At 73.0% G+C, this 24432-nt stretch carries 23 protein-coding genes and 1 pseudogene; 18 read left to right on the plus strand and 6 right to left on the minus strand.

Annotation, left to right across the window (positions count from 1 at the left end; all coding sequences use genetic code 11):
* Window positions 1-42: 42 nt before the first annotated feature.
* Window positions 43-1317 carry a D-alanyl-D-alanine carboxypeptidase family protein gene (locus ACQEU6_RS34835; protein WP_499337668.1) on the minus strand — a complete coding sequence of 425 codons (1275 nt, stop codon included), beginning with the start codon at window positions 1315-1317 and terminating at the stop codon, window positions 43-45.
* 512 nt (window positions 1318-1829) lie between these two features.
* On the opposite strand from ACQEU6_RS34835, the gene ACQEU6_RS34840 reads away from it, so the two are divergent.
* From ACQEU6_RS34840 to ACQEU6_RS34890, 11 genes and pseudogenes are all read left to right on the plus strand, one after another.
* Window positions 1830-2996, plus strand: a complete 1167-nt coding sequence (locus ACQEU6_RS34840; RefSeq protein WP_499337669.1) for a glutamate--cysteine ligase — start codon at window positions 1830-1832, stop codon at window positions 2994-2996.
* 175 nt (window positions 2997-3171) lie between these two features.
* Window positions 3172-4629, plus strand: coding sequence for an amidohydrolase (locus ACQEU6_RS34845; protein WP_499340444.1), 1458 nt, complete (start codon window positions 3172-3174; stop codon window positions 4627-4629).
* 273 nt (window positions 4630-4902) lie between these two features.
* Window positions 4903-5958, plus strand: a complete 1056-nt coding sequence (locus tag ACQEU6_RS34850; RefSeq protein ID WP_499337671.1) for a BMP family lipoprotein — start codon at window positions 4903-4905, stop codon at window positions 5956-5958.
* Window positions 5959-6046: 88 nt separating this feature from the next.
* Entirely contained in the window at window positions 6047-7582 is a 1536-nt protein-coding gene (locus ACQEU6_RS34855; RefSeq protein WP_499337673.1) for an ABC transporter ATP-binding protein, read from the plus strand.
* Window positions 7579-8949, plus strand: a complete 1371-nt coding sequence (locus ACQEU6_RS34860) for an ABC transporter permease (protein ID WP_499337675.1) — start codon at window positions 7579-7581, stop codon at window positions 8947-8949. The genes ACQEU6_RS34855 and ACQEU6_RS34860 overlap by 4 nt, the downstream gene beginning before the upstream one ends.
* Window positions 8946-10304, plus strand: coding sequence for an ABC transporter permease (locus ACQEU6_RS34865; RefSeq protein ID WP_499337676.1), 1359 nt, complete (start codon window positions 8946-8948; stop codon window positions 10302-10304). Before ACQEU6_RS34860 ends, ACQEU6_RS34865 begins: the two co-directional genes overlap by 4 nt.
* 95 nt (window positions 10305-10399) lie before the next feature.
* A complete protein-coding gene (locus ACQEU6_RS34870; RefSeq protein WP_499337678.1) occupies window positions 10400-10804 on the plus strand; it encodes a cytidine deaminase in 405 nt (134 codons plus the stop codon).
* A gap of 53 nt (window positions 10805-10857) precedes the next feature.
* The gene (locus tag ACQEU6_RS34875; protein WP_499337680.1) at window positions 10858-12132 is read left to right on the plus strand and encodes a thymidine phosphorylase; all 1275 of its coding nucleotides are present in this window, start codon (window positions 10858-10860) and stop codon (window positions 12130-12132) included.
* Window positions 12133-12432: 300 nt separating this feature from the next.
* Window positions 12433-12969, plus strand: a complete 537-nt coding sequence (locus tag ACQEU6_RS34880) for a CocE/NonD family hydrolase (RefSeq protein WP_499340446.1) — start codon at window positions 12433-12435, stop codon at window positions 12967-12969.
* A pseudogene (locus ACQEU6_RS34885) lies at window positions 12933-13019 on the plus strand (hypothetical protein); the annotation flags it as partial. The gene ACQEU6_RS34880 and the pseudogene ACQEU6_RS34885, both read left to right, overlap by 37 nt.
* 150 nt (window positions 13020-13169) lie before the next feature.
* A complete protein-coding gene (locus ACQEU6_RS34890) occupies window positions 13170-13877 on the plus strand; it encodes a CocE/NonD family hydrolase C-terminal non-catalytic domain-containing protein (protein WP_499340448.1) in 708 nt (235 codons plus the stop codon).
* Between the two features lie 112 nt (window positions 13878-13989).
* Here ACQEU6_RS34890 and ACQEU6_RS34895 read toward each other — a convergent pair whose 3' ends face one another.
* On the minus strand, window positions 13990-14388 hold the full coding sequence (locus ACQEU6_RS34895) for a nuclear transport factor 2 family protein (RefSeq protein ID WP_499337681.1): 399 nt from the start codon (window positions 14386-14388) through the stop codon (window positions 13990-13992).
* A gap of 86 nt (window positions 14389-14474) precedes the next feature.
* Between ACQEU6_RS34895 and ACQEU6_RS34900 the strand changes: the two genes are divergently transcribed.
* The 4 genes from ACQEU6_RS34900 to ACQEU6_RS34915 all read left to right on the plus strand — a co-directional run bounded on the left by ACQEU6_RS34900 (window position 14475) and on the right by ACQEU6_RS34915 (window position 18081).
* Complete coding sequence (locus ACQEU6_RS34900; RefSeq protein ID WP_499337683.1) at window positions 14475-15056, plus strand: TetR/AcrR family transcriptional regulator; 582 nt, start codon at window positions 14475-14477, stop codon at window positions 15054-15056.
* 129 nt (window positions 15057-15185) lie between these two features.
* A complete protein-coding gene (locus tag ACQEU6_RS34905; RefSeq protein WP_499337685.1) occupies window positions 15186-15590 on the plus strand; it encodes a hypothetical protein in 405 nt (134 codons plus the stop codon).
* A gap of 54 nt (window positions 15591-15644) precedes the next feature.
* The gene (locus tag ACQEU6_RS34910; RefSeq protein WP_499337687.1) at window positions 15645-16268 is read left to right on the plus strand and encodes a class F sortase; all 624 of its coding nucleotides are present in this window, start codon (window positions 15645-15647) and stop codon (window positions 16266-16268) included.
* A gap of 142 nt (window positions 16269-16410) precedes the next feature.
* Entirely contained in the window at window positions 16411-18081 is a 1671-nt protein-coding gene (locus tag ACQEU6_RS34915) for an MFS transporter (protein ID WP_499337688.1), read from the plus strand.
* 47 nt (window positions 18082-18128) lie between these two features.
* On the opposite strand, the gene ACQEU6_RS34920 is transcribed toward ACQEU6_RS34915, so the two are convergent.
* Window positions 18129-18716 carry a CGNR zinc finger domain-containing protein gene (locus ACQEU6_RS34920; RefSeq protein ID WP_499337690.1) on the minus strand — a complete coding sequence of 196 codons (588 nt, stop codon included), beginning with the start codon at window positions 18714-18716 and terminating at the stop codon, window positions 18129-18131.
* Window positions 18717-18800: 84 nt separating this feature from the next.
* Between ACQEU6_RS34920 and ACQEU6_RS34925 the strand changes: the two genes are divergently transcribed.
* The 3 genes from ACQEU6_RS34925 to ACQEU6_RS34935 are packed head-to-tail and all read left to right on the plus strand — an operon-like array spanning window position 18801 to window position 21450.
* Window positions 18801-19682, plus strand: a complete 882-nt coding sequence (locus tag ACQEU6_RS34925; protein ID WP_499337691.1) for an alpha/beta fold hydrolase — start codon at window positions 18801-18803, stop codon at window positions 19680-19682.
* 9 nt (window positions 19683-19691) lie between these two features.
* Complete coding sequence (locus ACQEU6_RS34930) at window positions 19692-20783, plus strand: adenosine deaminase (protein WP_499337693.1); 1092 nt, start codon at window positions 19692-19694, stop codon at window positions 20781-20783.
* A gap of 7 nt (window positions 20784-20790) precedes the next feature.
* On the plus strand, window positions 20791-21450 hold the full coding sequence (locus tag ACQEU6_RS34935) for a PH domain-containing protein (protein ID WP_499337694.1): 660 nt from the start codon (window positions 20791-20793) through the stop codon (window positions 21448-21450).
* Between the two features lie 12 nt (window positions 21451-21462).
* On the opposite strand, the gene ACQEU6_RS34940 is transcribed toward ACQEU6_RS34935, so the two are convergent.
* Genes ACQEU6_RS34940 through ACQEU6_RS34950 form a run of 3 tightly spaced genes read right to left on the minus strand, consistent with a single transcriptional unit; the run spans window position 21463 to window position 24392 of the window.
* On the minus strand, window positions 21463-23103 hold the full coding sequence (locus ACQEU6_RS34940) for a phospho-sugar mutase (protein ID WP_499337695.1): 1641 nt from the start codon (window positions 23101-23103) through the stop codon (window positions 21463-21465).
* A complete protein-coding gene (locus ACQEU6_RS34945; RefSeq protein WP_499337696.1) occupies window positions 23100-23900 on the minus strand; it encodes a purine-nucleoside phosphorylase in 801 nt (266 codons plus the stop codon). Before ACQEU6_RS34945 ends, ACQEU6_RS34940 begins: the two co-directional genes overlap by 4 nt.
* 39 nt (window positions 23901-23939) lie before the next feature.
* A complete protein-coding gene (locus ACQEU6_RS34950) occupies window positions 23940-24392 on the minus strand; it encodes a gamma-glutamylcyclotransferase family protein (protein WP_499337697.1) in 453 nt (150 codons plus the stop codon).
* Window positions 24393-24432: the final 40 nt, after the last annotated feature.

A 24432-nucleotide genomic window follows, 5' to 3' on the forward strand; every position in this document is an offset into this window, starting at 1 on the left:
GAAGCGCGGGTGCCAGGCCCGTGGGAAGGGGTGGGAGAAGCTTTACCGGCCGCCGTGGCGGCGGGCCGCCTCCAGGCGCCGCCTGCGGCGCAGCACCACGAACAGCACCATGACGGCGAGCAGGGCCCCGGCCGTGCCGCCGCCGACGAGCAGCCACATGCGCGACGAGTCGTCGGAGGCGAGCGGCGCGTCGGGCAGCACGCCCGAGCCGCCGTTCTTGCGGGTCTGCTCGACGTCGCCGGGCGGGACGAGCGTGCCCACCGGCCGGACCTTGCCGCGGGCGGCGAAGCCCCAGTTCAGCAGCTTGGCCGCGTACGCCGACGGCGGCATGTCGGCCCGCATCAGCGAGATCACGATCGTGTGCCCGCCGCGGCGCGCCTGGGCGACGAAGGTCTGCTGGGCGGCGATCGTGTAGCCGTTCTTGCCGCCGAGCATCCCGGTGTAGGCCAGCCGCTCGCCCGGGAGCATGTGGTTGTGCGTGTGGATCGGGTACCCGCCGACCTTCTTGCCCTTCTTGCGCTCCTTCTTGGTCGCGGGCGCCGGGAACTGGAAGTCGATCGCCTGCATGTAGGCCCGGTACTGGGGGTTCTTCATCCCCTCGCGCAGGATGAGCGCGAGGTCGTAGGCCGAGGTGTGCTGCGTCCGGACGTTCAGCCCGAGGTCCTTGTCCAGCCCGTTCGGGGACCCGGCGAGCGTGTCGCGCGCGTTGATCCGCACGGCCTCGGCGTTCATGTCGGCGAGGGTCCTGCGCATCCCGCCGTCGGCCTCGGACAGCGTCACCGCCGCGTCGTTGGCCGACATCATCAGCAGCGCGTGGAACAGGTCGGAGACCTTGTACTGCATCGTCGGGGTCAGGCCGACCTTGGTGCCCTCGGTGTCGCACGCCTTCTGGGACGGCCGGACGAGCCTGTTCGGGTCCAGCTTGGGGACGAGCGTCAGCGCGGTGAGGGTCTTGAGGGTGCTCGCGGGCAGGTAGTGCCCGTGCGGGTCCTTGGCGGCCAGGACCTGGCCGGTGTCGGCGTCCGCGATCAGGTACGAGGCCGCCTTGATCTTCGGCGGGGCCGGGACGCCCGGGGCCGTGCCCGCGACGACGCCGCGGGTCGCGAGCCCGGGCCCGCCCACGGTCTCGGCCGTCGGCGAGGCGGCCGGCGACGCCTGGGCGCGGGCTCCCGCGCCCGGCGGGCCTCCGGCGCGGGCGGCGCCGGCCGGGGCGGCGGCGAACGCGGGGGCCGCCGCGAGCGAGGCGGCCGTGACCGGCAGAGTGATCAACGTCAGGGCGCGGCGGACGCCGGCCGGCCCTCGTCGCTGTCGTGGCAAGCTCCCGACGCTCCTCAATCCCATGGGAGCTCGATCGCTCCCGGCGCGCAGGCGCCCAATGCCCATGACTCCCCCCGAAGACTAGGCGACCTATCCGGCGAAGAGGTACCCGATCGCGAATCCGGCAAGCGTGGGGCGGAGGCGACGGATGTGACGGAGGGCGCACCCGTCATATCACGGTACGTATGGGACGAGGGCGATCGGTTACCATCCGTCATGGCCGGGATTTTGAGACCGGCTGACGGTATTTTGGACAGACTGACTAGTTCGATCTAGTGGTGCGCACGTCAAGATCGATGACCGAAAAGTAGGACGTCCGCCCACCATCCGACGGCTCGCATGAGTCAATTGATCCGCAAAGGGCATGGACGCCCGGCAGGGGGCGGGCACGGACGCCATCATGGAACGAACACGTGACCTGGACCGGCGTTTGTCCAGGCTTAGGGACCCGCTGGCTGAATTGCGCCACGTGCCACGCAACGACCTGCAAGGATTGTGGACGGAGGTTGGCCGTGGCCATTGACTTCAACGCATCGCACGGGGCGACGCTGGGCGTCGAGTGGGAGATCCAGCTGGTCGATGCGGAGACCAGGCACCTGCGGCAGGACGCACGCGAGGTGCTCGCCGCCCTGCCTTCCCTCAGGGACGATGGCGACAACCCCCGCGTCCGGCACGAGCTGATGGAGTCCACCATCGAGGTGGTGACCGGGATCAGCGACACCGTGGGGGAGGCCAAGGCCGACCTGTCCGGCACCCTCACCGCCCTGCGCGCCGCCGCCGCCGACCGCGGCCTCGCCCTGGCCTGCACGGGCACCCACCCGATCAGCGACTGGCGGGAGGCGGTGATGGCGCCCATGGGGCGCTACGCCCAGCTGATCGAGGAGATGCAGTGGCTGGCCCGGCGCATCCAGACGTTCGGCGTTCACGTCCACGTCGGCATCTCCGACGGCGCCAAGGCGATCCCGATCGTCAACGCGCTCTCGTCCTACCTTCCGCACTTCCTCGCGCTCACCGCGTCCAGCCCGTTCTGGAGCGGCAGCGACACCGGCCTCGCGTCCTGCCGGGCGGTCGTGTTCGGCCAGATGCCCACGGCCGGGCCGCCCCACTTGCTAGACGACTGGGCGGCCTTCGAGGATTACATGGACACGCTGATGCGTTCCGGAACCATAAGGAGCATCAAGGAGGTCTGGTGGGATATCCGGCCGCATCCTGACTTCGGCACCGTCGAGATCAGGATGTTCGACGGGATTCCCACCCTGCGTGAGGTGGGGATGGCCGCCGCGCTGTGCCAGAGCCTCGTCACGCTGTTCGAGCAGCAGCTGGACCGCGGGTACACGCTCCCGCGGCCGGCCGCCTGGGTGGTCCGCGACAACAAGTGGCGCGCCACCAGGTACGGGCTCGACGCCATCGTCATCACCGACGACACGGGGAACACCGCTCCGCTCCGCGACGACCTGTACGAGCTGATCAGGGAGCTGGAGCCGGTCGCCGACCGGCTCGGCTGCGCCGAGGAGCTCAAGGTCGCCGGCGAGGTGCTGGAGCACGGCGCCCCGTACGAGCGCCAGCGCGCGATCCGCGCCGGCGGAGGGACGCTGGAGAACATCGTCGACGCGGCGATCGCCGAGCTCGCGGAGGACAGGTTCGTCACACTGGGGGAGGTCGCACATGCCGGAGCCTGAGCAACCGGACCGCGCCGGGAACCCCGCGAACACCGATGCCGCGAGCACCGATCCCGCGAGCAGACCCGAGAACGACGCGTCCTTCGAGAACGACATCGAGAACAGCAACGCTTCCACCAACGAGAACATCACCCGGCGGGCGCCGTACGGCACCGCCATCGCGCAGGGGGCGCACATGACACATCCGGGACCCGGGGTGATGCCCGGCCTTGAACCACCCGCCGCCCCGGGACTTGAGGGTCCCGAGGGCCGCGAGGACCGGGACGCCGCCGGCGCCGCCGGCACGGCGTCCGGCGGGCCCGTCCCGCGCGGCGCCGACGGACCCGCGCAGCGGCGGGACGCCACCGCCGCGGCGGCCGGCGCCCCGGCGGTGTCCGGGGTCCCGGCGGTGCTCGGCGGCGCCGTGCTGCAACCGCAGCTCGACGCGTTCCTCGCCGGGCACGAGGCGGATCTGATCGCGTTCCGCCGCGACCTGCACATGCACCCGGAGCTCGGCTACGCCGAGCACCGCACGACCCGCAGGCTCGCCGAGCGGCTCCGCGCGGCCGGGCTGGAGCCGGTGATCCTGCCGAAGGGCACCGGGCTGTTCTGCGACATCGGCCCCGCCGACGGCACGACCGTGGCGCTGCGGGCCGACATCGACGCGCTCCCGCTCCAGGACGAGAAGGAGGGCGTCGCCTACCGGTCGACCGTCCCCGGCGTCGCGCACGCGTGCGGCCACGACGTGCACACCACGATGGTGCTGGGCGCGGGCCTTTTCCTGGCCCAGCAGGCGGAGGCGGGGCTGCTGCCCGGCCGCGTCCGGCTGCTGTTCCAGCCCGCCGAGGAGACCCCCGGCGGCGCGCTGGACGTGATGGCCGCCGGCGGCATCGCGGGCGTCGACCGCGCGTTCGCGCTGCACTGCGACCCCCGCATCGAGGTCGGCCAGCTCGGGCTGCGCACCGGCCCGATCACCGCGGCCTGCGACAAGGTCTACGTGAAGGTCACCGGGCCCGGCGGGCACACCGCCCGGCCGCACCTGACCGCCGACCTGGTCTACGCGCTCGCCAAGATCGTCACCGAGCTGCCGTCCGCGCTGTCGCGGCGGGTCGACCCGCGCTCCAGCCTGTCGCTGGTGTGGGGGCGCGTCTCGGCGGGGTCGGTCGCCAACGCCATCCCCGACGACGGGATCGCCGAGGGCACCGTCCGCTGCCTGGACGACGAGGCGTGGCACCGGGCGCCGGAGATGATGAAGGCGCTGCTCCAGTCGGTCGCCGCCGCCTACGACGTGGAGGCGTCGCTGGAGTACGTCCGGGGCGTCCCGCCGACCGTGAACGAGGCGGCCAGCGTGCAGATGTTCCGCGACGCCGCCGCCCAGGTCATGGACGAGGACGGCGTCGTGCCGACCCCGCAGAGCCTCGGCGGCGAGGACTTCGGCTGGTACCTGGAGTCGATCCCCGGCGCCCTCGCCCGGCTCGGCGTCCGCACTCCCGGCTCGCCCGGCGAGTACGACCTGCACCGCGGCGACTTCGACGTCGACGAGCGGTGCATCGCCGTCGGCACGAAGGTGCTGAGCGCCACCGCGCTGACCGCGCTGTGGGACGGGGTCCGGCCCGGCGACGCCGAGTCGATCGAGGGCGCCGCGCTGGCCTAGACGCCCTCCGGCGACCGAGCTTGATCACCATGGGTGATCGCCTGGCCTGTCGCCTTCCGTCCTCCCGGTCGTCCGCGCATGAGGGCTTCGCACGCCGGTCAGCGCCGTCCATGGCGGCGCTGACCTGTGGCGATATGCCTACGCATTGGTAACGGACCTGTTGCGAAACCGTGCAAGGCGGAAGTTTGCCCTCATTCGCGAGGTAGCGTCCCAACGATTTCGGTGACCGGATCGGTCACCGGACCGTGGGTGGGGAACGGAAGGAGCGCTACCTTGCGCCGTGGACTGAAGATTACGCTCGTCACCGTGACGGGCGCCGCGCTGACGCTCAGCGCTTCCGCGTGCGGTGGCAAGAAGGCCGACAGCGGTGACGGCGGCGACGGCAAGAAGACCCTCAAGATCGGTCTGGCCTTCGACATCGGCGGCCGCGGTGACCAGTCCTTCAACGACTCGGCCGCCGCGGGCCTCGACAAGGCCAAGAAGGACCTCGACGTCAAGACCGAGGAGATCTCCGCCAAGCCGGACGAGCCGGACTCCGACAAGGAGTCGCGCCTGCGGCTGCTGGCCAACAAGGGCTACAACCCGGTCATCGGCGTCGGCTTCGCCTACACGGCCTCGATCAACAAGGTCGCCAAGGACTTCCCGAACACCAAGTTCCTCGTCGTCGACGCCGACCAGTGCAAGGTCGAGGGCGCGAACGTCAGCGGCGCCTGCTTCTCCGAGGAGCAGGGCTCCTACCTGGTCGGCGCCGCGGCCGCGCTGAAGTCCAAGACCGGCACGATCGGGTTCATCGGCGGCGTCAACGTCCCGCTGATCAACAAGTTCTTCGCCGGGTACCAGGCGGGCGCGAAGAAGGCCAAGCCGGGCATCAAGGTGCTGCCCGCCAAGTACCTGACGCAGCCCCCGAACTTCAACGGCTTCAAGGACGCCGGCCTCGGCAACGAGGCGGCCAAGGGCCAGCTCGACGAGAACGCCGACGTGATCTACCACGCGGCGGGCGGCGCGGGCATCGGCGTCATCAAGACCGTCGGCGCGGCCAAGAAGTGGGCGATCGGCGTCGACTCCGACCAGTACAACCAGCCCGCGGTCGCCGGGGTGAAGGCCCAGATCCTGACGTCCATGGAGAAGCACGTGGACGTCGCGGTCTACGACTTCGTCGAGAGCGTCGCCAAGGGCACCTTCAAGGCCGGCACCACGCAGTACAACCTGAGCAACGACGGCATCGGGTACGCCGCCTCCGGCGGCAACGTCGACGACATCAAGGCCAAGCTGGACGAGCTGAAGGCCGAGATCGTCAGCGGCAAGATCACGGTTCCGACCAAGGCCTGACGCCGCGGCCGGGGCACCGGGCGCCGCCCCGCGGGGCGGCGCCTTCCGGTCCAGTCTTCTCACGTTCTAGGCAGGGGGAGGGGCACTCGTGCCTGACCAGGTGCCGGCCGTGCGGCTGACATCGATCACCAAGCGGTTCCCCGGAGTGGTGGCCAACCGCGACATCAACCTCACCATCGAGCGCGGCGAGGTGCACGCGCTGTGCGGTGAGAACGGCGCCGGCAAGTCCACGCTGATGAAGATCCTTTACGGGATGCAGCGGCCGGACGAGGGCGCCGTCGAGGTCGACGGCGAGCAGGTGGCCTTCCGGACGCCGGCCGACGCGATCGCCCGCGGCATCGGCATGGTGCACCAGCACTTCAAGCTGGCCGACAACCTCACCGTCCTGGAGAACGTGATCCTCGGCGCGGAGCCCCGCGCCGAGGGCCGGCGGCGCGGCCGCATCGACTTCGCCGCCGCGCGCGCCAAGATCAAGGAGATGTCGCAGGCGTACGGGCTGCGCGTCGACCCCGACGTGCTGGTCGAGACGCTCGGCGTCGGCGAGCGGCAGCGCGTGGAGATCCTCAAGGTGCTCTACCGCGGCGCCCGCGTGCTCATCCTGGACGAGCCGACCGCGGTGCTCGTCCCGCAGGAGGTCGACGAGCTGTTCGGCAACCTGCGCGAGCTGCGCGCCGAGGGCCTGACCGTGCTGTTCATCTCCCACAAGCTGGACGAGGTGCTGACCGTCGCCGACACGATCTCGGTGATCCGGCGCGCGACGGTCGCGACCCGGCTCGACCCGCGGGAGGTGACGTCCCGGCGGCTGGCCGAGCTGATGGTCGGGTCGGAGCTGCCCACCCCGGAGCTGCGCGAGTCGACCGTCACCGAGGACGTCCAGCTGGACGTGGCCGGGCTCACCGTGCTGACCGCCGAGGGCCGTCCCGTGGTGGACGGCGTGTCGCTGCGCATCCGCCGCGGCGAGATCGTCGGGCTGGCCGGCGTCGAGGGCAACGGGCAGACCGAGCTCATCGAGGCGATCATGGGGATCCGCGGCGCCGACGCCGGGACCATCGGCTACGGCGGCGAGGACGTCACCTCGTGGGCGACGCGGCGGCGCCGCGAGGCCGGGATCGCCTACATCCCCGAGGACCGGCACCGGCACGGGCTCATCCTGGAGGGGACGCTCTGGGAGAACCGCATGCTGGGACACCAGACCCAGCGCCCGAACGTCCGCGGCCCGTGGGTCGACCGGCGCGGCGCCCGCCGCGACACCACCCGGATCGTCCAGGCCTACGACGTGCGGACGCCCGGGATCGACGTGCCCGCCGCCGCGCTGTCGGGCGGCAACCAGCAGAAGCTCATCGTCGGGCGGGAGATGTCCGGCGACCCGCGGCTGCTGATCGCGGCGCATCCGACCCGCGGCATCGACGTCGGAGCCCAGGCCGCCATCTGGGAGTACCTGCGGCAGGCCCGCGCGGACGGGCTGGCCGTGCTGCTGATCAGCGCCGATCTTGAGGAACTCATCGGTATGTCCGACACCCTGCACGTGATCCTGCGGGGACGGCTGGTCGCGGAGGTCGATCCGCGGACCGTCACCCCCGAGGAGCTCGGCTCCGCCATGACCGGCGCCGAGGCGTCCGCATGAGCGACGAGCGCGAGGACCTGAACCCGGCGGGCGAGGAGCCCGCGGACGGCGGGCCGGCGGGCACGACGCCGCCGGAGGGGAACGCGGCGGGCGGTGAGCCCGGGGCAGGGAAGGGAACGGCCGGCGTTCCCGCGCCGCGGCCGGGCGAGGCCCCCGGATCCGAGCCGGCCGACGCGAAGGCGCCCGGACCGGCGGAGCCGGAGGCGGTGCCGTCGTGGAAGGCGATGCTGCGCGGCCTCGGCCCGCGGGGGCTCGGCCTGAGGATCGGCGCGCCGGTGCTGGCGCTCCTGATCTCTCTCGGCATCACGATGATCCTGCTGCGGGTCACCGGCGCCGACCCGGTCAGCTCGATCCAGAGCATGGTCGACTACGGCACGACCGAGAACTCGATCGTCGACATCCTCAACCGCGCCGCCCGCTACTACCTGTCGGCCGTGGCCGTGGCGATCGGGTTCCGGATGGCGCTGCTGAACATCGGCGTGGACGGCCAGTACCGGATCGCCGCGTTCCTGGCCGCCGCGCTCGGCGGCGCGCTGGCGCTGCCCACCCCGCTCGGCCAGATGCTGACGATCATCGCGGCGATGGTGGTCGGCGGGCTGTGGGCGGCGATCGCGGGCGTGCTGAAGGTGACGCGCGGGGTCAGCGAGGTGCTGTCCACGATCATGCTGAACGCCATCGCGACCGGCCTGATCGCCTACCTGCTGAACGACAAGCGGCTCGCCGAGGTGCGGCCGGGCAGCAACAACGTCGCGACGCCGCAGATCCCCGAGTCGGGACGGGTCGGCGGCCTGAACGGCCTCCTGTCCTCGATCGGCATCGACCTGCCCGGCGACGTGTACGGGCTGCTGCCGCTGGCGATCCTGGTCGGCGTCGTGTTCTGGGTCGTCATCAACCGCACGCGGTTCGGGTTCGACCTGAAGGTGTCGGGCCTGTCGCCGTCGGCCGCGCAGGCCAGCGGCGTCAACGCCCGCCGCATGATCGTCTACACGATGGTCGCGTCCGGCGTGGTGGCGGGCCTGATCGGCATGCCGGAGCTGCTCGGCGCCTCCTACGAGTACTCGCTGAACTTCCCGGCCGGCCTCGGCTTCACCGGCATCACGGTCGCGCTGCTCGGCCGCAACCATCCGGCCGGCATCGCGCTCGCCGCGCTGCTGTTCGCGTTCCTCGACCAGACCTCCGACGTCCTCCAGGAGGTCGACGTCCCGAAGGAGATCGTCGGGGTCATGCAGGGCGTGGTCGTGCTGACCGTCGTCATCGTGTACGAGCTCGTCCGGCGCTGGGAGATCCGGCTGCAGCAGCGGGCCGTCGCCGCCGAGCTGGCCACCGGCCACGACCTGGCCCGCGAGGCCGCTGGGAGCGCCTCATGAGCACCGCCACCGAGACGGCCCCCGCCAAGAAGGCCGCGGGGGGCAAGCTGCGGCTGCGCTGGCCGCACCACCTGCTCATCGCGTCCGGCCTGCTGGTGCTGCTGTCGCTGGTCCGGGTGGTGGACGACGCCGACCCGGTGACCTCCAGCGGGACGGTCAGCGCCGCGCTGCGCCTCGCCGTGCCGATCTTCCTCGCCGGGCTCGGCGGGCTGTGGTCGGAGCGCTCCGGCGTGATCAACATCGGCCTTGAGGGCATGATGATCCTCGGCACCTGGACGGGCGCCTGGGCCGGCTACCAGTGGGGCCCCTGGATCGGCGTCCTCGCCGGGATCATCGGCGGCGCGCTCGGCGGGCTGCTGCACGCCGTCGCGACCGTGTCGTTCGGCGTCGACCACATCGTGTCCGGCGTCGCGATCAACATCCTCGGGCTGGGCCTCACCCAGTTCCTCGCCGGACTGATCTTCGACAAGGGGGAGGCGAAGGCGCTCGGCGGCGGCCCCCGGCAGTCGCCGCCCGTCGATCCGATCCCGACGCTGACGCTGCCGGTGCTGTCCGGCGGCAAGATCGGCGGCTGGCAGAGCCCCGACTGGCTCGGCTCGCTGGAGAAGCACCACTGGTTCCTGGTGTCGGACCTCGCGGGCATCGTGCGCGGCCTGACCAGCGACATGTCGCTGCTGACGCTCGTGGCGCTGCTGCTCCTGCCCGCCAGCTTCTTCGTGCTGTGGCGGACGGCGTTCGGGCTGCGGATCCGCTCGTGCGGCGAGGACGCGTACGCGGCCGAGTCGCTCGGCGTGCAGGTCTACCGGATGAAGTACGCGGCCGTGATGATCTCGGGCGGTTTCGCGGGCCTGGCGGGCGCGTTCCTCGTCACGGTCGCCGCGCCGATCTACCAGGACGGCCAGACCAACGGTCGCGGGTTCATCGGCCTCGCCGCCATGATCTTCGGCAACTGGCGGCCGGGCGGCCTCGCCGCGGGCTCGCTGCTGTTCGGCTACACCGACGCGATGAACGTGCGCGGCGGCGGCCAGTCGGTGCACGCGCTGCTGCTGTTCGTGGCGATCCTGCTGATCGGCGTCGCGGTGTGGCAGGGCGTCCGCGCGAACCGGCTGCTCCCGCAGGCGGCGCTGGACGCGGCGCACCGCCGCGACATGCGCGCCGCCGTCGCCGGCTCCGCGCTGTCCCTGGTCGCGGCCGCCGCGCTGCTCACCTGGTTCCTGCTGAGCGACATCGTCCCCGGCGAGCTGGTCTCCTTCACCCCGCACCTGACGACGCTGCTCGTCCTGGCCCTGGCCAGCCAGCGCCTCCGCATGCCCGCCGCCAACGGCCTCCGCTACCGCCGCGGCGAGGCACGCTGACCGTCGGGGGGTTTGGGGGCGCCCCCAGATCTGGATGCGGCCGGCTGCTCTTGCCGGGGGTTTGAGGGGTCGTCCTCCCAGAAAGGTAGGGCCTTATGGATATCGATTGGCCTGCTCTGCGCGTCGCCGCGCGGGAGGCGATGGGGCGGGCCTACTGCCCGTACTCCGGGTTTCCGGTCGGGGCCGCCGCGCTGGTGGACGACGGCCGGGTGATCACCGGGTGCAACGTGGAGAACGCCTCGTACGGCGTCGGGCTGTGCGCGGAGTGCGCGGTCGTGTCGGCGCTGCACGGGCCCGGCAAGTCCGAGCGGCCCCGGCTGGTCGCGATGGCGGTGGTCGACCGGCGCGGGAACCCGCTGATGCCGTGCGGGCGCTGCCGGCAGCTGCTGTGGGAGCACGGCGGCGCGCCGATGCTGCTGGAGACCACGCGTGGCATCCTGCCCATGTCGGACGTCCTGCCGGACGCCTTCGGTCCCGACGACCTCGTGGACCGGGCCTGACCGACACCCCCCGGCCGGCGCACCCCGGCCGGCCCGACCACCGAGAGGAATCCGTGGACGCCACCGATGTCATCCGCGCCAAGCGGGACGGCGGAACGCTGACCCCCGAGCAGATCGACTGGGCGGTCGACGCCTACACGCGGGGCGTGATCGCCGAGGAGCAGATGTCGGCGCTGGCGATGGCGATCCTGCTGAACGGCATGTCGCGGGCCGAGGTGGCCCGGTGGACCGAGGCGATGATCCGGTCCGGCGAGCGGATGGACTGGGCGGCGCTGGACCGCCCGACCACCGACAAGCACTCCACCGGAGGCGTCGGCGACAAGATCACCCTGCCGCTGGCGCCGCTGGTGGCGGCGTGCGGCGCGGCCGTCCCGCAGCTGTCGGGGCGCGGCCTCGGCCACACCGGCGGGACGCTGGACAAGCTGGAGTCGATCCCGGGCTGGCGGGCGTCGCTGTCGAACGCCGAGATGCTGGACGTGCTGCGCTCGGCGGGCGCGGTCGTCTGCGCGGCGGGCGGCGGTCTCGCGCCCGCCGACCGCAAGCTCTACGCGCTGCGCGACGTGACCGGCACGGTGGAGTCGATCCCGCTGATCGCCTCCTCGATCATGTCGAAGAAGATCGCCGAGGGCACGGGCGCGCTGGTGCTGGACGTCAAGGTCGGGTCGGGCGCGTTCATGAAGACGGTGGACAGCGCCCGCGAGCTGGCCGAGACGATGGTCGCGATCGGCGCCGACCACGGGCTGCGCACGGTCGCCCTGCTGACGGCGATGGACCGGCCGCTCGGCAACGCGGTCGGCAACGCCGTCGAGGTGGCCGAGTCGGTCGAGGTGCTCGCCGGGGGAGGCCCGTCCGACGTGGTCGAGCTGACCCTGACGCTGGCGCGGGAGATGCTCGCCGCCGCCGGGATCTCCGGGCGGGACCCGGCCGACGCGCTGAAGGACGGCTCCGCCATGGACGCCTGGCGCCGCATGATCACCGCGCAGGGCGGCGACCCCGACGCGCCGCTGCCGGCCGCCCGCGAGACCCACGTGGTCACGGCCCCGTCCTCGGGCGTGCTGACCAGGCTGGACGCCTTCGGGGTCGGGGTCGCGGCCTGGCGCCTCGGCGCGGGCCGGGCCCGCAAGGAGGACGCGGTCTCGTTCGGCGCGGGCGTCATCTGCCACGCCAAGCCGGGCGACACGGTCGAGGCGGGCCGGCCGCTGCTGACGCTGCACGCCGACGACGAGGCCAGGTTCGGCCGCGCGCTGGAGGCCCTGGACGGCGCCTTCGACATCGAGGCAGGCGGCGCCGTGTCCGCGCACCCCCTGGTCATCGACCGGATCGCGTGAACTGGCCGATTTGTTAAGAATCACCGTTGACGGGCGTTGTGTCCGCTCTGGACGCTGATCAGGTTTCTCTCAGCAGCCAAGGAGCGGACGTTGCGACTCTCACTCCTGCCCGTCGCGGCGCTCGCGGGCACGGTCGGCCTCGTGGCCGGCACGGTGCCCGCGTACGCCGACGCGGGACGTCCTCACATCGTGGTGAAGGACGGCAAGACGCAGCCCACGTTCTCGTTCAGGGACGCCGTCCGCGAGAAGGTGTTCGTCGAGACGAACGTGGACAGCGACCGGGACGGCGAACGCGACCGCGTGTCCGTCTACATCACCCGTCCCAAGGAGACGAACGGCGGCCTGAAGGTGGCCTCGATCCTTGAGGGCAGCCCCTACTACGCCGGCCTCCAGGACCCGCCGTACCACCCGGCCGACGTCACCGACTACCCGCGCCTCGCGCCGTGGACGCCGCCGCCCGGCCCGACGAGCTACTCGCGGGTCTACTACGACAACTACTTCGTCTCCCGCGGCTACGCCGTCGTCGCGGCCGACACGCTCGGCACGGGCGACTCCGACGGCTGCCCGACCGCCGTCGGCCCGAACGAGGCGCAGGGCATGAAGTCGGTCGTCCAGTGGCTCACCGGCAAGGCGACCGCGTACGACGCCCAGGGCGGCAAGGTCCGTGCGGGCTGGTCGACCGGGAACGTCGCCATGGCGGGCAAGTCCTACGACGGCACGCTGCCGCTGGCGGCCGCGGCGACCGGCGTGTCCGGGTCACCGGCGACTACAACCGGACCTGGGACGAGCGGAACTTCGCCAAGTCCGCGCCCCGCTTCAAGGCGAGCGTGTTCATGACCAGCGGCCTCGCCGACTGGAACGTCAAGCCGATCCAGATGCCCCTCCTGTGGGACGGGCTGAAGAAGGCCGGCGTCGACCGCAAGCTCTGGATCCACCAGGCCGCGCACGACGAGCCTCTGGACGTCCGCCAGAGCGTGTGGCTCGAATCGCTGAACCTGTGGTTCGCGCACGAGCTCTACAACGTCCGCAACGACATCATGCGCCGGCCCAAGGTCGACCTGGAGCGCACTCCCGGCCAGTGGGAGACGCACAAGGACTGGCCGGAGGCCTCGGCGCGTCCGGTGTCGCTCGGCCTGTCGGCCGCGGGCCTCGGCGAGCGCGGCCGCGGCGTCCAGCAGCTGGTGGACGACCCGGCCCGCAAGGCCGAGGAGCTGGCGGCGAACCCGGACGCGGCGGACCCGAACCGCCTAGTCTACCTCACGCCGAAGCTGACCAGGGCCACCCGGCTCAGCGGCACGGCGCGGATCAGGCTGCGCGCCTCCGTCGACGGCCGCTCGCCGTACCTGTCGGCCCTCCTGGTCGACTACGGCTCCGACGAGCGCGTCTCCGGCTTCGTCCCGACGTCCGACCGGTGGTGCTACGGCGACTCGATCCCCGGCGACGAGGGCTGCCGCACCGTCCGGAAGTACACCACCGCCGTCAGCCCGTTCAAGATCGTGACGCGCGGCTGGACGGACGTCCGCAACCGCGAGTCGATCTGGCGCAGCACCCCGGTGAGGCCCGGCGAGGACTACACGTTCAGCTGGCCCATGCAGCCGTACGACTACGTCTTCAAGCCCGGTCACCGGATCGGCCTCATGGTGCTGGCCACCGACCACGCCTACACGCTCCGCTACCCGGCGGGCACCAAGGTCAAGGTCGACCTGTCCGGCAGCACCCTGACCCTGCCCCTTTCCAAGGACTGACCCCGGGCAGGCACTCACCAGGGCGTGCGCCCGGACCGCCGAATCGGCGTTCCGGGCGCACGCCTTCGAGAGCCCCCGCGTCCGGCCCCCACGGCGACGCCTCGCCGTGGGCTCAGGGGGCGGTGTCCGCGGAAGTGGTGCGAGTGGACATGTGGGCTTGGCGCATCCGCCCGTCAGGCGCGAAGCGGCCGAAGAAGTAGACCTCGATGGAGAGGTCCTTGCCGCGCTGGCGGACGTGCAGGGTGTAGCGGGCGGCGAGGCGGTCGCCGTCCGCGACGGCCTCGTGCACCTCCACCCTGCTCGCGGGCCGGTTCTTGCGGACCGGCCGGGTGTGCGCGATGAGCTTGTCGCGGTCGATCCGGATCCCGTCGGCGAGCTGGACGATGTCCGGGGTGTGGTAGCGGTCGACGATCAGCGCCGGGTCGTCGTCGCCGCGCAGCAGGTCCTCGGTGAAGGAGGTGTAGAAGTCGGCGATGAACCGCCCGGGTTCGGTTTCGTCGAGTGGGCGCATGGATCCCCCGTCGGAGTGCTCGGTACGATCTTTGACGCTCTGTAAGATATGAGCGGAGACCTAACTTTGACAAGGTGTAAGAAATAATGCCGCCTCCGGCCCGCAACAGCCGCGCCGACGCCCGCCGCAGCAGGGACGCGATCCTGGACGCTGCGACGCGGGTGCTCGACGCCGAGCCCGACGCCGGTCTGGGGGCGGTCGCGGACGCCGCCGGGGTGACCCGCCAGACCGTCTACGCCCACTTCTCCTCACGGGAGCAGCTGCTTCACGCGATCGCCGAGCGGCTCACCGAGGAGACGGTGGCCGCCATGGACGCCGCCGGTCTCGACGCGGGGCCGGCCGCGGACGCGCTGATGCGGCTGCTCGACGCCGCCGCGCGGACGGCCGGGCGCCACCCCGTCCTGACGCGGCGGATCGGCGCGGCGCCTCTCGGCCCGGAGGCCGAACACGAGCGGCACGAGCCCGTCGCCGACCGGATCAGGCGGGTGATCGAGCGGGGGCGGCGCGGCGGCGAGTTCGACGATCGGCTCCCGGTCGGCTGGCTGGTCGCGGCCACCATCGCGCTGGCCCATGCCGCGAGTGAGGAGCGGCAGGCGGGCCGCATGCCCGATGCGGTCGCCGAGGACGCGCTCCGTGCCGGCCTCCTGCGGCTCCTCGGCGGCTCCTGACCGATGCGAGGCCGGCGGACCCGCCGCGAGCCGCGGGCCTTTCTCGAATTCCCAGCCGGGATGCCTCGCCAGGCCATTGATGAAAAGGATCACCGAACCAAATCGGTGGCGTCCTCATCAGATGAGGGCATGGCCCGCCCCGGCGACCAGGTCACCGTCGTGGGGAAGAAGTGCCAGGTGGACGGGACGGCGGGCTCGCTGGCCTTCGACGGCGGGGCCGTCCCGCTGAACGGCGCGGAGGAGGTCGACGGACGGGCCGGTCTCGCGACGATCAAGAAGGACACCTTCGTCGGCACCTACACGGTGCTGGTGCGGTGCGGCGCGTTCAGGGGGGTCGGCGAGGTCCACGTCGTGGACGGAAAGGCGCGCCCGATGTCCCAGCCCACCCCGACCGGCGGGCCGGCGACGGGTGTCGGCGGCGGGGCCGGCGGCGGGAACACCGCCCTTCTGGCCGGGGGCGGCGTCCTGCTGCTGGGCGGGATCGGCGCCGGCGCCATTGCCGTCCGCCGCCGGAATGGCGCGGCCGCGTCGTAGCGAGCCATTTTGCAGAGAACCGGTACTGACAATTCCGATGGGACGGGAAGGGCGATGAGGGCAAAGGGCGGCCGGTGGGGCCCGGGGGTGCCGGCGGCGGTCCTGGCGGCCGCCGGCCTCGCCCTGGTCGTCCTCGGGCTGCGCGGCCCGGACGGTCCGCCGAGCCCGCCCGCGTGGGCCGCGGCCACCCGGGCGGTCGACCGGCACGGGCCGGCGCTGGACCGCTCGCCGCCCGTCCAGGTGTCCGTCCCGTCCATCGGGGTGCGGGCGCCGCTGGCCCGCCTGGGCCTCGGGGACGGCGGCGAGGTGCAGGTCCCCCCGGCCGACCGGCCGGGGGAGGCCGGCTGGTACCAGGGCGGGCCCGCCCCCGGCGAGCGCGGCGCGGCGGTCATCCTGGGCCATGTCGACTCCGCGGAGGGCGCCGCGGTCTTCTACGACCTGGGCCGGCTCAGGCCGGGGCACCGCGTCGAGGTGAGCCGCGCGGACGGAAGGGTGGCCGTGTTCACCGTCGAGTCCGTGGAGCGCGTCCCGAAGGGGCGGTTCCCCACCGCGCGCGTCTACGGCGCCCTCGACCACCCCGGGCTCCGCCTGGTCACCTGCGGCGGCGCGTTCGACCGGGCCGAGCGCAGCTACCGGGACAACGTCATCGTCTACGCCGCCGAGACGGCGGTCCGCTAGCCGTGGCGGCCGTCCGTGCGTCGCCTCCGCTCCGGCGGGACAACGCGCGGTTGTGGCCGAGGGGCCGGCGGTTGTTTGATCCGCGGGCCCGCCGCCCGCTTTGATCTCCCTGGCCGGCGCGGGCGCGGCCGGCGGAGGGAGCGTGGCGAGGGTGCGCACGGGGGAGGGGCGGTCGCTGGGGCGGCGGTTCGGGTGGCTCTGGACGGCCTACGCGGTCAGCGCGTTCGGGACGTGGCTCGCCTTCGACGCGTTCCCCCTGATCGCGATCACCGTGCTGCACGCCGGTCCGGCCCGGGTGTCGGCGCTGGCCGCCGCAGGTCTGCTGGCGGGGGCGGCGGTGGCGGTCCCGCTCGGCCCCTGGGTGGAGTTCCGCCGCAAGCGCCCCGTGATGATCGCGATGGACCTGGTCCGGTGCGCGGCGCTGCTCAGCCTGCCCGCCGCGTTCGTCCTCGGCGGGCTCGGCTTCGCCCAGCTGCTGGTCGTGTCGGTGGTCGTCGCCGCGGCCGACATCGCCTTCACCGCGGCGAGCGGCGCCTGCCTGAGGGCGCTCGTCCGGCCGGACGACCTGCTCGCCGCGAACGGGCGGCTGGAGTCCACGGCCTGGACCGCCACCATGCTCGGGCCGCCGCTCGGCGGGGCCGCGATCGGGCTGTTCGGCCCGCTCGTCACGGTGGCGGCCAACGCGGCGAGCTTCCTGCTGTCGGCGGCCGGGATCCGCGCGATGGGCGGGACAGAGCCGCGCCCCGCCCGGAGCGGCGCCGCTCGCGGGGCGGGCCCCCGGCTCCGTGCGGGGGACCTGTTCGAAGGGTGGCGGCACATCCTCACGAGTCCGGCGCTGCGCCCGCTGTTCCTCAACGCGATCCTGGTCAGCGGGCTGATCATGGCGACGGCGCCGGTGCTGGCCGTCCTGATGCTCGGCCGCCTCGGGTTCGCGCCCTGGCAGTACGCGCTGGCGTTCGCCGCCCCCTGCGTGGGCGGCCTCGCCGGCTCGCGGGCGTCCCGGCGCCTCGCCGCGCGGTTCGGGCGCCCGAAGACCATGCTCGTCTTCGGGACGCTGCGCGCGTGCTGGCTGCCCGGCCTGGCCTTCGTCCGTCCGGGCGCCGCCGGGCTGGTGCTCGTCCTCGCCGTCGAGCTCGGGCTGATCACCTGCATGGGGGTGTTCAACCCGCTGCAGGCCACCTGCCGGCTGGAGTGGACGCCGCCCGGCCGGGTCGCCCGCGTCCTGGCGGCGTGGTCGGTGTCGAGCAAGCTCACGATCGCGGCCCTCACCGGCCTGTGGGGCCTGCTGGCCGGCCTCACCGGCCCCCGAACCGCCGTCGCGGTCGCCGGGGTCCTGTCCCTGGCGACCCCGGCGCTGCTGTTCCGCAACCGCCGGGCAATGTCCGGCCCGGACGTCTTGACGCAGGTCAGTGCCGGTGCAAACGTGAAAAATGAGGGGGAAGGGGGACCCATCATGATTGAGATCAAGAGCATCGAGAAGCCGGACGACCGGCGGGACTTCCCCAGGGGACACCTGGAGATCGCCAACCTCAGCGGCCTCGTCTTCGGGAAGGCGACGTTCGAGCCCGGATGGCGCTGGACGGAGTCGGTGAAGGACATCGCGGGAACCGACCTCTGCGAGGTCCACCACAACGGCTACGTCGTGTCGGGGCGGATGCACATCCGCATGCGGGACGGCGCCGAGCAGGAGGTCGGCCCCGGTGACGTGTTCGTCGCGACGCCCGGCCACGACGCGTGGGTCGTCGGAGACGAGCCCTGCGTCGTGTTCGACTTCGCCGGCGGCATCGGCGAGTACGCCAAGGCCAAGCACTGAGCGTTCGGTTTCGTGGAGCGGGGGTCGGACGCCCCCGCTTCTGCACGTCAGGGGGACGCCGGGCCGCTCTCCGCGGGCCGGTGACGCCGGTAGTGGCGCGCGACGCGGACGCGGTTGCCGCAGCGCGCCGCCGAGCACCACCGGCGGCGGGGGTGGGCCGGCAGGAAGAGCATCACGCAGTCGTCGGCCTCGCATTCCCGGACCGCGGTGACCGCCGGGTCGGCGAGGAGCCCGGCGGCGGCCTCGGCGAGCCACGCCGCCGGCCGCAGGCCGGGCGGGCCGGTGCGGCGGCGGGCCGCGACCAGGGCCCCGCCGTTCCAGGCCAGTTCGGTGATGGCGGGCGCGGCGCGCTGGGCCCGGTGGAGGGCCTCCAGGTCATCGGCCGAGGGCGGCTCGCCGCGGCGGACGCGGTCGAGGGCCCGGGCCGTGTGCTCGCGGACGTCCCGGACGGCGGCCAGCGCCGCCTCCGACGTGACCGCGGCGGCGAACGCCCGCGCCTCGTCGGACCGGGCGGCCTGGAGCCGCAGCCAGGCACGCAGATCATCCGGCGTGGACAGCAGGTCGGCGCCCGCGGGGCGCGTGTTGACCAGGTCCAGGGCCGGCGGCTCGCCGATCAGCGGGCTCGGGTCGTCCATGACCTAACGGTACATCGCAGGGTTGACCCGTTAGACGGGCGGTCGCTATACCTAATGCTTCAATCACGCTGAAAGGCATTAGGAATGTTCTCGATCGCCCGTACCGTCCACCGCCACGTCGACGTCGGCGACGTCCGCGTCTTCTACCGCGAGTCCCTGCCGGAGCAGGAGGACGCGCCCGTCCTCCTGCTGCTGCACGGTTTCCCGTCGGCGTCGCACCAGTTCCGCCGGCTCATCGACGTCCTCGGCGCCCGCTACCGGCTGATCGCCCCGGACTACCCCGGCTTCGGCCGCACGCTGGCGCCGGACGGCTTCGTCTACGGCTTCGACGGGCTCGCCGACGTCGTCGAGGGCTTCGTGGAGCGGCTCGGGCTCACCCGTTTCGCCCTGTACATGTTCGACTTCGGGGCTCCGGTCGGCTTCCGGCTCGCCGAACGGCGCCCCGGACGGATCGCGGGCCTGGTCGTCCAGAACGGCAACGCCTACGACGAGGGCCTCTCGGACGGCGCCCGCGAGTTCATCGCCCTGCGTCCCGGGGCGCCGGGGGCGGAGGAGACCGTCCGCGGCCTGCTGACCCTGGACGGCACCCGCGGCCAGTACGAGGCGGGCGTCGCCCGTCCCGAATCGGTCGCCCCGGACGGCTGGACCCTCGACCAGCACTTCCTCGACCTGCCGGGACGCAAGGAGGCGCAGGTCGCGCTGGCCTTCGACTACCGGTCCAACGTCGCGCGCTACGAGCGCTGGCAGTCCTGGCTGCGCGAACACGCCCCGCCGACCCTCATCGTCTGGGGCGCCGGCGACCCGTTCTTCCCCGCGCCCGGCGCGCGCGCCTACCTGCGGGACGTGCCGGACGCCGAGCTCCACCTGTTCGACACCGGCCACTTCGCCCTCGAAACGCACCTCCGGGAGATCGCGCCGCTCGTCGCCGCGTTCCTCGACCGCCTCCCGGGCGCGGCGGAGGGGTAGGTTCGTGGGATGAACGCTCGCCCGACTCTTGAGGACATCCGCCGCGCCCCGAAGGTGCTGCTGCACGACCACCTGGACGGCGGGGTACGGCCCGCCACCATCGTGGACCTGGCACGGGAGACCGGGTACGGGGACCTGCCCACCACCGACGCGGACGCCCTGCGGACGTGGTTCGAGGAGGCGTCCAACTCCGGATCGCTCGAACGGTACCTGGAGACGTTCTCCCACACGGTCGGGGTGATGCAGACCGTCGAGGCGCTCACCCGGGTCGCCTACGAGTGCGCCGAGGACCTCGCGAAGGACGGGATCGTCTACGCGGAGGTCCGGTACGCGCCGGAGCAGCACCTGCGCGAGGGGCTGTCGCTGGAGCAGGTGGTCGAGGCCGTCCTGGACGGCTTCGCGCGCGGCCGCGAGGACTTCGGGATCCGCGTCGGGACGCTCGTCACCGCGATGCGGCACCAGGCGCGCAGCATGGAGATCGCGGAGCTCGCCGTCCGGTACCGGGACGCGGGCGTCGTCGGGTTCGACATCGCGGGCGCCGAGGCCGGATACCCGCCGACCCGGCACCTGGACGCGTTCGAGTACCTCCAGCGCGAGAACGCGCACTTCACGATCCACGCGGGCGAGGGGTTCGGGCTGCCGTCGATCTGGCAGGCGATCCAGTGGTGCGGCGCCGACCGGCTCGGGCACGGCGTGCGGATCATCGACGACATCGAGGTGGAGGGCGGCGAGGCGCGGCTCGGCCGGCTCGCGGACTACGTGCGGGACAAGCGGATCCCGCTGGAGATGTGCCCGACCTCCAACATCCAGACGGGCGCGGCGAAGTCGATCGCCGAGCACCCGATCGGGCTGCTGCGGCGGCTGAGCTTCCGCGTCACCGTCAACACCGACAACCGGCTGATGAGCGGCACGACGCTGTCGGAGGAGTTCGCCGAGCTCGCCGACGCGTTCGGCTACGGATGGGACGACCTGCAATGGTTCACGGTGAACGCCATGAAGTCGGCGTTCGCGCCGTTCAACGAGCGGCTCGAACTGATCAACGGGGTGATCAAACCCGGTTTCGCGCAGCTCAAGTGGAGCGGCGCCCGGCCCCTGGCATGATCGAGCCATGACCATTCGCTCCACCGGCGGGCGCGTCGCCGCGTACGCGTGGCTGGTGTTCGCCGCCCTCAACCTGGTCGACCTGTTCGTCGGCATCACCGGTGACCCCGACTACTCGCTGACGACGGTGACGATCGCGTTCCTGCTGCTGCTCGGCTGCGGGATCGCCTACACGGTCGGCCTGCGGCCGCTGGTCGCCGGGGACGAGACCGGCGTGACGATCCGCAACCCGCTGCGGGACGTCCGGGTGCCGTGGGGCGCGGTCCGCCGGATCGAGGGCAGGAACGCGCTGACGGTGGTGTTCTCCGGCCCGGACGGGACGGATCTGGAGACCCGGGCGTGGGTGCTCCAGACCTCGCCGCGGGCGCAGGCCAAGGCGGAGGCCCGCGCGGAGAAGGAGGCCCGCAAGGACAAGGGCCAGGCCCAGGGCTTCGACCTGCGGGGACGGACGCCGACCGCGTACGCGGCGCAGCAGCTGAACGAGATGCGGGACCGGCAGCGCCCCAAGGCCCGGTCGGGCGCGCCCGACAAGGCCGCCAAGGCCAAGGCCGAGGAGGAGGAGGGCCCGGCCAGGGGGACGGTCAGCTGGTCCGTTCCCGCGCTGGCCGCGCTCGCCGTCCCGCTCGCGGTGGTCGTCGCCCTGCTGATCGCGGGCGCGGTCGGCTGAGGGGCCGCCCGGTCAGCCGAGGGCCGCGGAAACGTCCGCGCGCAGGGCCTCCAGGTCGGCGGCGGCGCGCGCGCGGACCGCGGCGACGTCCCCGTCCACCGGGAGGACGACCTCCAGGTAGCACTTCAGCTTCGGTTCCGTCCCCGAGGGGCGCACGACCACGCGCGACCCTCCGGCCAGGCGGAACCGCAGCCCGTCGGTGGGCGGCAGGTCTCCGGCGGGCCGGGCGAGGTCGTCGAACGACTCGACGCGCCGTCCGCCCAGCTCGCGCGGGGGATCGGAGCGCAGCCGGGCCATCGCCGCGGTGATCAGCGAGAGGTCCCTCACCCTGACCGACAGCTGGGACGTCGCGTGCAGCCCGTACCTGCGGGCCTGCGCGTCCAGCAGGTCGAGCAGCGTGCGGCCGTCGCGCCTGGCGTCCGCCGCGAGCGCGGCGACGGCGAGCGCGGCGCCGATGCCGTCCTTGTCGTTGACGAGCACGCCCCGGTCGTCGCCGACGCTGTAGCCGAGCGCCTCCTCGTACCCGAACACCAGCCGGTCGGGCCTCCCGCGGCCGGACGACGCCGCCTTCATGATCCACTTGAAGCCGGTGAGCGTCTCGGCGAACCGGACGCGGTGCGCGACGGCGATCGAGCGCAGCAGCGACGACGACACGATCGTCGTCGCGACCAGGCGGTCCTCGCCCGTGGTGTGCCGCAGCACGTGCTCGGCCAGCAGCCCGCCGACCTCGTCCCCGGTGAGGGTCCGCCACCCGGACGGGCCCGGGACGGCGACGGCGCAGCGGTCCGCGTCCGGGTCGTTCGCGATCACCAGGTCGGCGCCGCGAGCCCCGGCGAGGGCCAGCGCCAGGTCGAGCGCGCCCGGTTCCTCCGGGTTCGGGAAGTCCACGGTCGGGAAGTCCGGGTCGGGCTCGGCCTGCTCCGGGACGACGGCGGGCGCGGGGAACCCGGCGCGCTCGAACGCGGTGAGCAGGACGTCGCGGCCCACGCCGTGCAGGGGCGTGTAGACGATCGAGACGTCCCGGTCGCCGCCGAGCCGGAGGGACGACACCGCGTCCAGGTACAGGCCGGCGCCTTCGTGGACGGGCCAGCCCTCGCCGAGGGGCAGCTCGTCCACGCGGCCGACGGCGTCGATCGCGGCGGAGATCTCCGCGTCCGTCGGCGGGACGATCTGCGCCCCGTCCGCCCAGTACACCTTGTAGCCGTTGTCGCGCGGCGGGTTGTGGCTGGCCGTGACCATGACGCCCGCCACGATGTCGTCGAACGCCCGGGTGAAGTGCGCGAGGACGGGCGTCGGGACGGGATCGGCGAACACCTCGGGACGCAGCCCCGCCCCGCTCAGCACGGCCGCGGTGTCGTCGGCGAACCGCCGGGAGCCGTGCCGCGCGTCGAACCCGATGACCACTCGGCCGCCGGCGGGGAGCCGGGCGGCCAGGCCGGCGGCGGCGCGCATGACCGTGACCCGGTTCATCCGGTTCGGCCCGGCGCCGAGCTCGCCGCGCAGCCCGGCGGTGCCGAACTCCAGCCGCGCCCCGAACCGGTCGGCGAGGGCCGCCTCGTCGCCCGCGTCGAGGATCGCCCGCAGTTCGGCGCGCGTCCGCGGGTCGGGGTCCTGCCCGAGCCAGTCCGCGGCCCGCGCGCGCAGGTCGCTCACAGCTTCGCCAGGACGGTGCCGAGCAGCGTGCCCATGCGGCCGGCCGACGCGCGTCCCGCCGCGAGGACCTCCTCGTGGTCGAGCGGCTCGTCCGACAGCCCCGCCGCGATGTTGGTGACCAGGGAGATGCCGAGCACCTCCGCGCCGCCCTGGCGGGCCGCGATCGTCTCCAGCACGGTCGACATGCCGATCATGTCGGCGCCCAGCGTGCGCAGCATGCGGATCTCGGCGGGCGTCTCGTAGGTCGGGCCGCGGAACGCCGCGTAGACGCCCTCCGACAGGCTCGGGTCGGCCTCCTTGGCCAGGGCCCGCAGGCGTCCGGAGTACGCCTCGGTCAGGTCCAGGAACGTCGCGCCGGTCAGCGGGTTCGCGCCGGACAGGTTCAGGTGGTCGGAGATCAGCACCGGGTCGCCCACCGACTGGTGCTCGGGCCGCAGCCCGCCCGCCGCGTTCGTGAGCACCACCGTCCCCACGCCCGCGGCGAGGGCCGTCCTGACGCCGTGCACGACCGCCTCGACGCCGCGCCCCTCGTACAGGTGGGTGCGGCCGAGGAACACCAGCGCGTTGCGCCCGCCGATCTCCACGACCCGGATCCGCCCGGCGTGGCCCTCCACGGCCGGCGGCGCGAACCCGGGGAGCTCGGTCACCGTCAGCTCGGCGACGGGCTCGCCCAGCCGGTCGGCCGCCGGAACCCAGCCGGACCCCATGACGAGGGCGACGTCGAAGGAGTCGATGGACGTGCGGGAACGCAGCTCGTCCGCCGCGTCCCGCGCCAGTGAAAAAGCGTCGTTGCTCACACGGGCGACACTACCGCCGCGCCGCCGCGCCGCCGCCGGTCAGTCGCCCAGCGACTTGCAGGGACGTGTGCGCAGTTCCTTGACGTAGTCGTCGGGCGCGCCGGCCTTCTCGGCGGCGTCGGCGAGGATGCCGAGGTAGCGTGCGGACGGCAGCCCGCCCTCGTAGTCGTCCAGGACGTACATCCAGCACAGCGCGTCGCCGTCGAGCGTCTGCACCCGCACCCTGATCTTGCGGTAGACGTCGAGCGCGGCCCCCTCCCAGGCGTCGAGCTCCTTCTCGTCCCAGGCGGGCACGTCGTAGACGACGACGAAGACCTGCTCGGAGTCGTCCTCGACGACGGTCGCGAGGGCCCCGTCCCAGCCCTTGTCCTGCCCGCCGAAGGTCAGGCGCCAGCCGGCGAGCCAGCCGGTGCCGCGCATGGGCGAGTGGGGAGCCCGGCCGGACATCTGCTCGGGGTCCATGTTGGAGGCGTACGCCGCGTACAGAGCCACGTTGGAAGGCTACGCCAAGTAAGGCTCGGGGGTGTGGGGG

Origin of the sequence: Spirillospora sp. CA-108201 (assembly GCF_050936235.1) — a bacterium.
Lineage (GTDB): Bacteria > Actinomycetota > Actinomycetes > Streptosporangiales > Streptosporangiaceae > Spirillospora.

What these genes read in the sequence shown, in the direction of transcription:
- ACQEU6_RS34845 (WP_499340444.1), top strand. Translation starts at nt 3,172, where the DNA reads ATGACACATCCGGGACCCGGGGTGATGCCCGGCCTTGAACCACCCGCC.
- ACQEU6_RS34860 (WP_499337675.1), top strand. Translation starts at nt 7,579, where the DNA reads ATGAGCGACGAGCGCGAGGACCTGAACCCGGCGGGCGAGGAGCCCGCG.
- ACQEU6_RS34865 (WP_499337676.1), top strand. Translation starts at nt 8,946, where the DNA reads ATGAGCACCGCCACCGAGACGGCCCCCGCCAAGAAGGCCGCGGGGGGC.
- ACQEU6_RS34870 (WP_499337678.1), top strand. Translation starts at nt 10,400, where the DNA reads ATGGATATCGATTGGCCTGCTCTGCGCGTCGCCGCGCGGGAGGCGATG.
- ACQEU6_RS34890 (WP_499340448.1), top strand. Translation starts at nt 13,170, where the DNA reads ATGCGCCGGCCCAAGGTCGACCTGGAGCGCACTCCCGGCCAGTGGGAG.
- ACQEU6_RS34895 (WP_499337681.1), bottom strand. Translation starts at nt 14,388, where the DNA reads ATGCGCCCACTCGACGAAACCGAACCCGGGCGGTTCATCGCCGACTTC.
- ACQEU6_RS34900 (WP_499337683.1), top strand. Translation starts at nt 14,475, where the DNA reads ATGCCGCCTCCGGCCCGCAACAGCCGCGCCGACGCCCGCCGCAGCAGG.
- ACQEU6_RS34905 (WP_499337685.1), top strand. Translation starts at nt 15,186, where the DNA reads ATGGCCCGCCCCGGCGACCAGGTCACCGTCGTGGGGAAGAAGTGCCAG.
- ACQEU6_RS34910 (WP_499337687.1), top strand. Translation starts at nt 15,645, where the DNA reads ATGAGGGCAAAGGGCGGCCGGTGGGGCCCGGGGGTGCCGGCGGCGGTC.
- ACQEU6_RS34920 (WP_499337690.1), bottom strand. Translation starts at nt 18,716, where the DNA reads ATGGACGACCCGAGCCCGCTGATCGGCGAGCCGCCGGCCCTGGACCTG.
- ACQEU6_RS34925 (WP_499337691.1), top strand. Translation starts at nt 18,801, where the DNA reads ATGTTCTCGATCGCCCGTACCGTCCACCGCCACGTCGACGTCGGCGAC.
- ACQEU6_RS34930 (WP_499337693.1), top strand. Translation starts at nt 19,692, where the DNA reads ATGAACGCTCGCCCGACTCTTGAGGACATCCGCCGCGCCCCGAAGGTG.
- ACQEU6_RS34935 (WP_499337694.1), top strand. Translation starts at nt 20,791, where the DNA reads ATGACCATTCGCTCCACCGGCGGGCGCGTCGCCGCGTACGCGTGGCTG.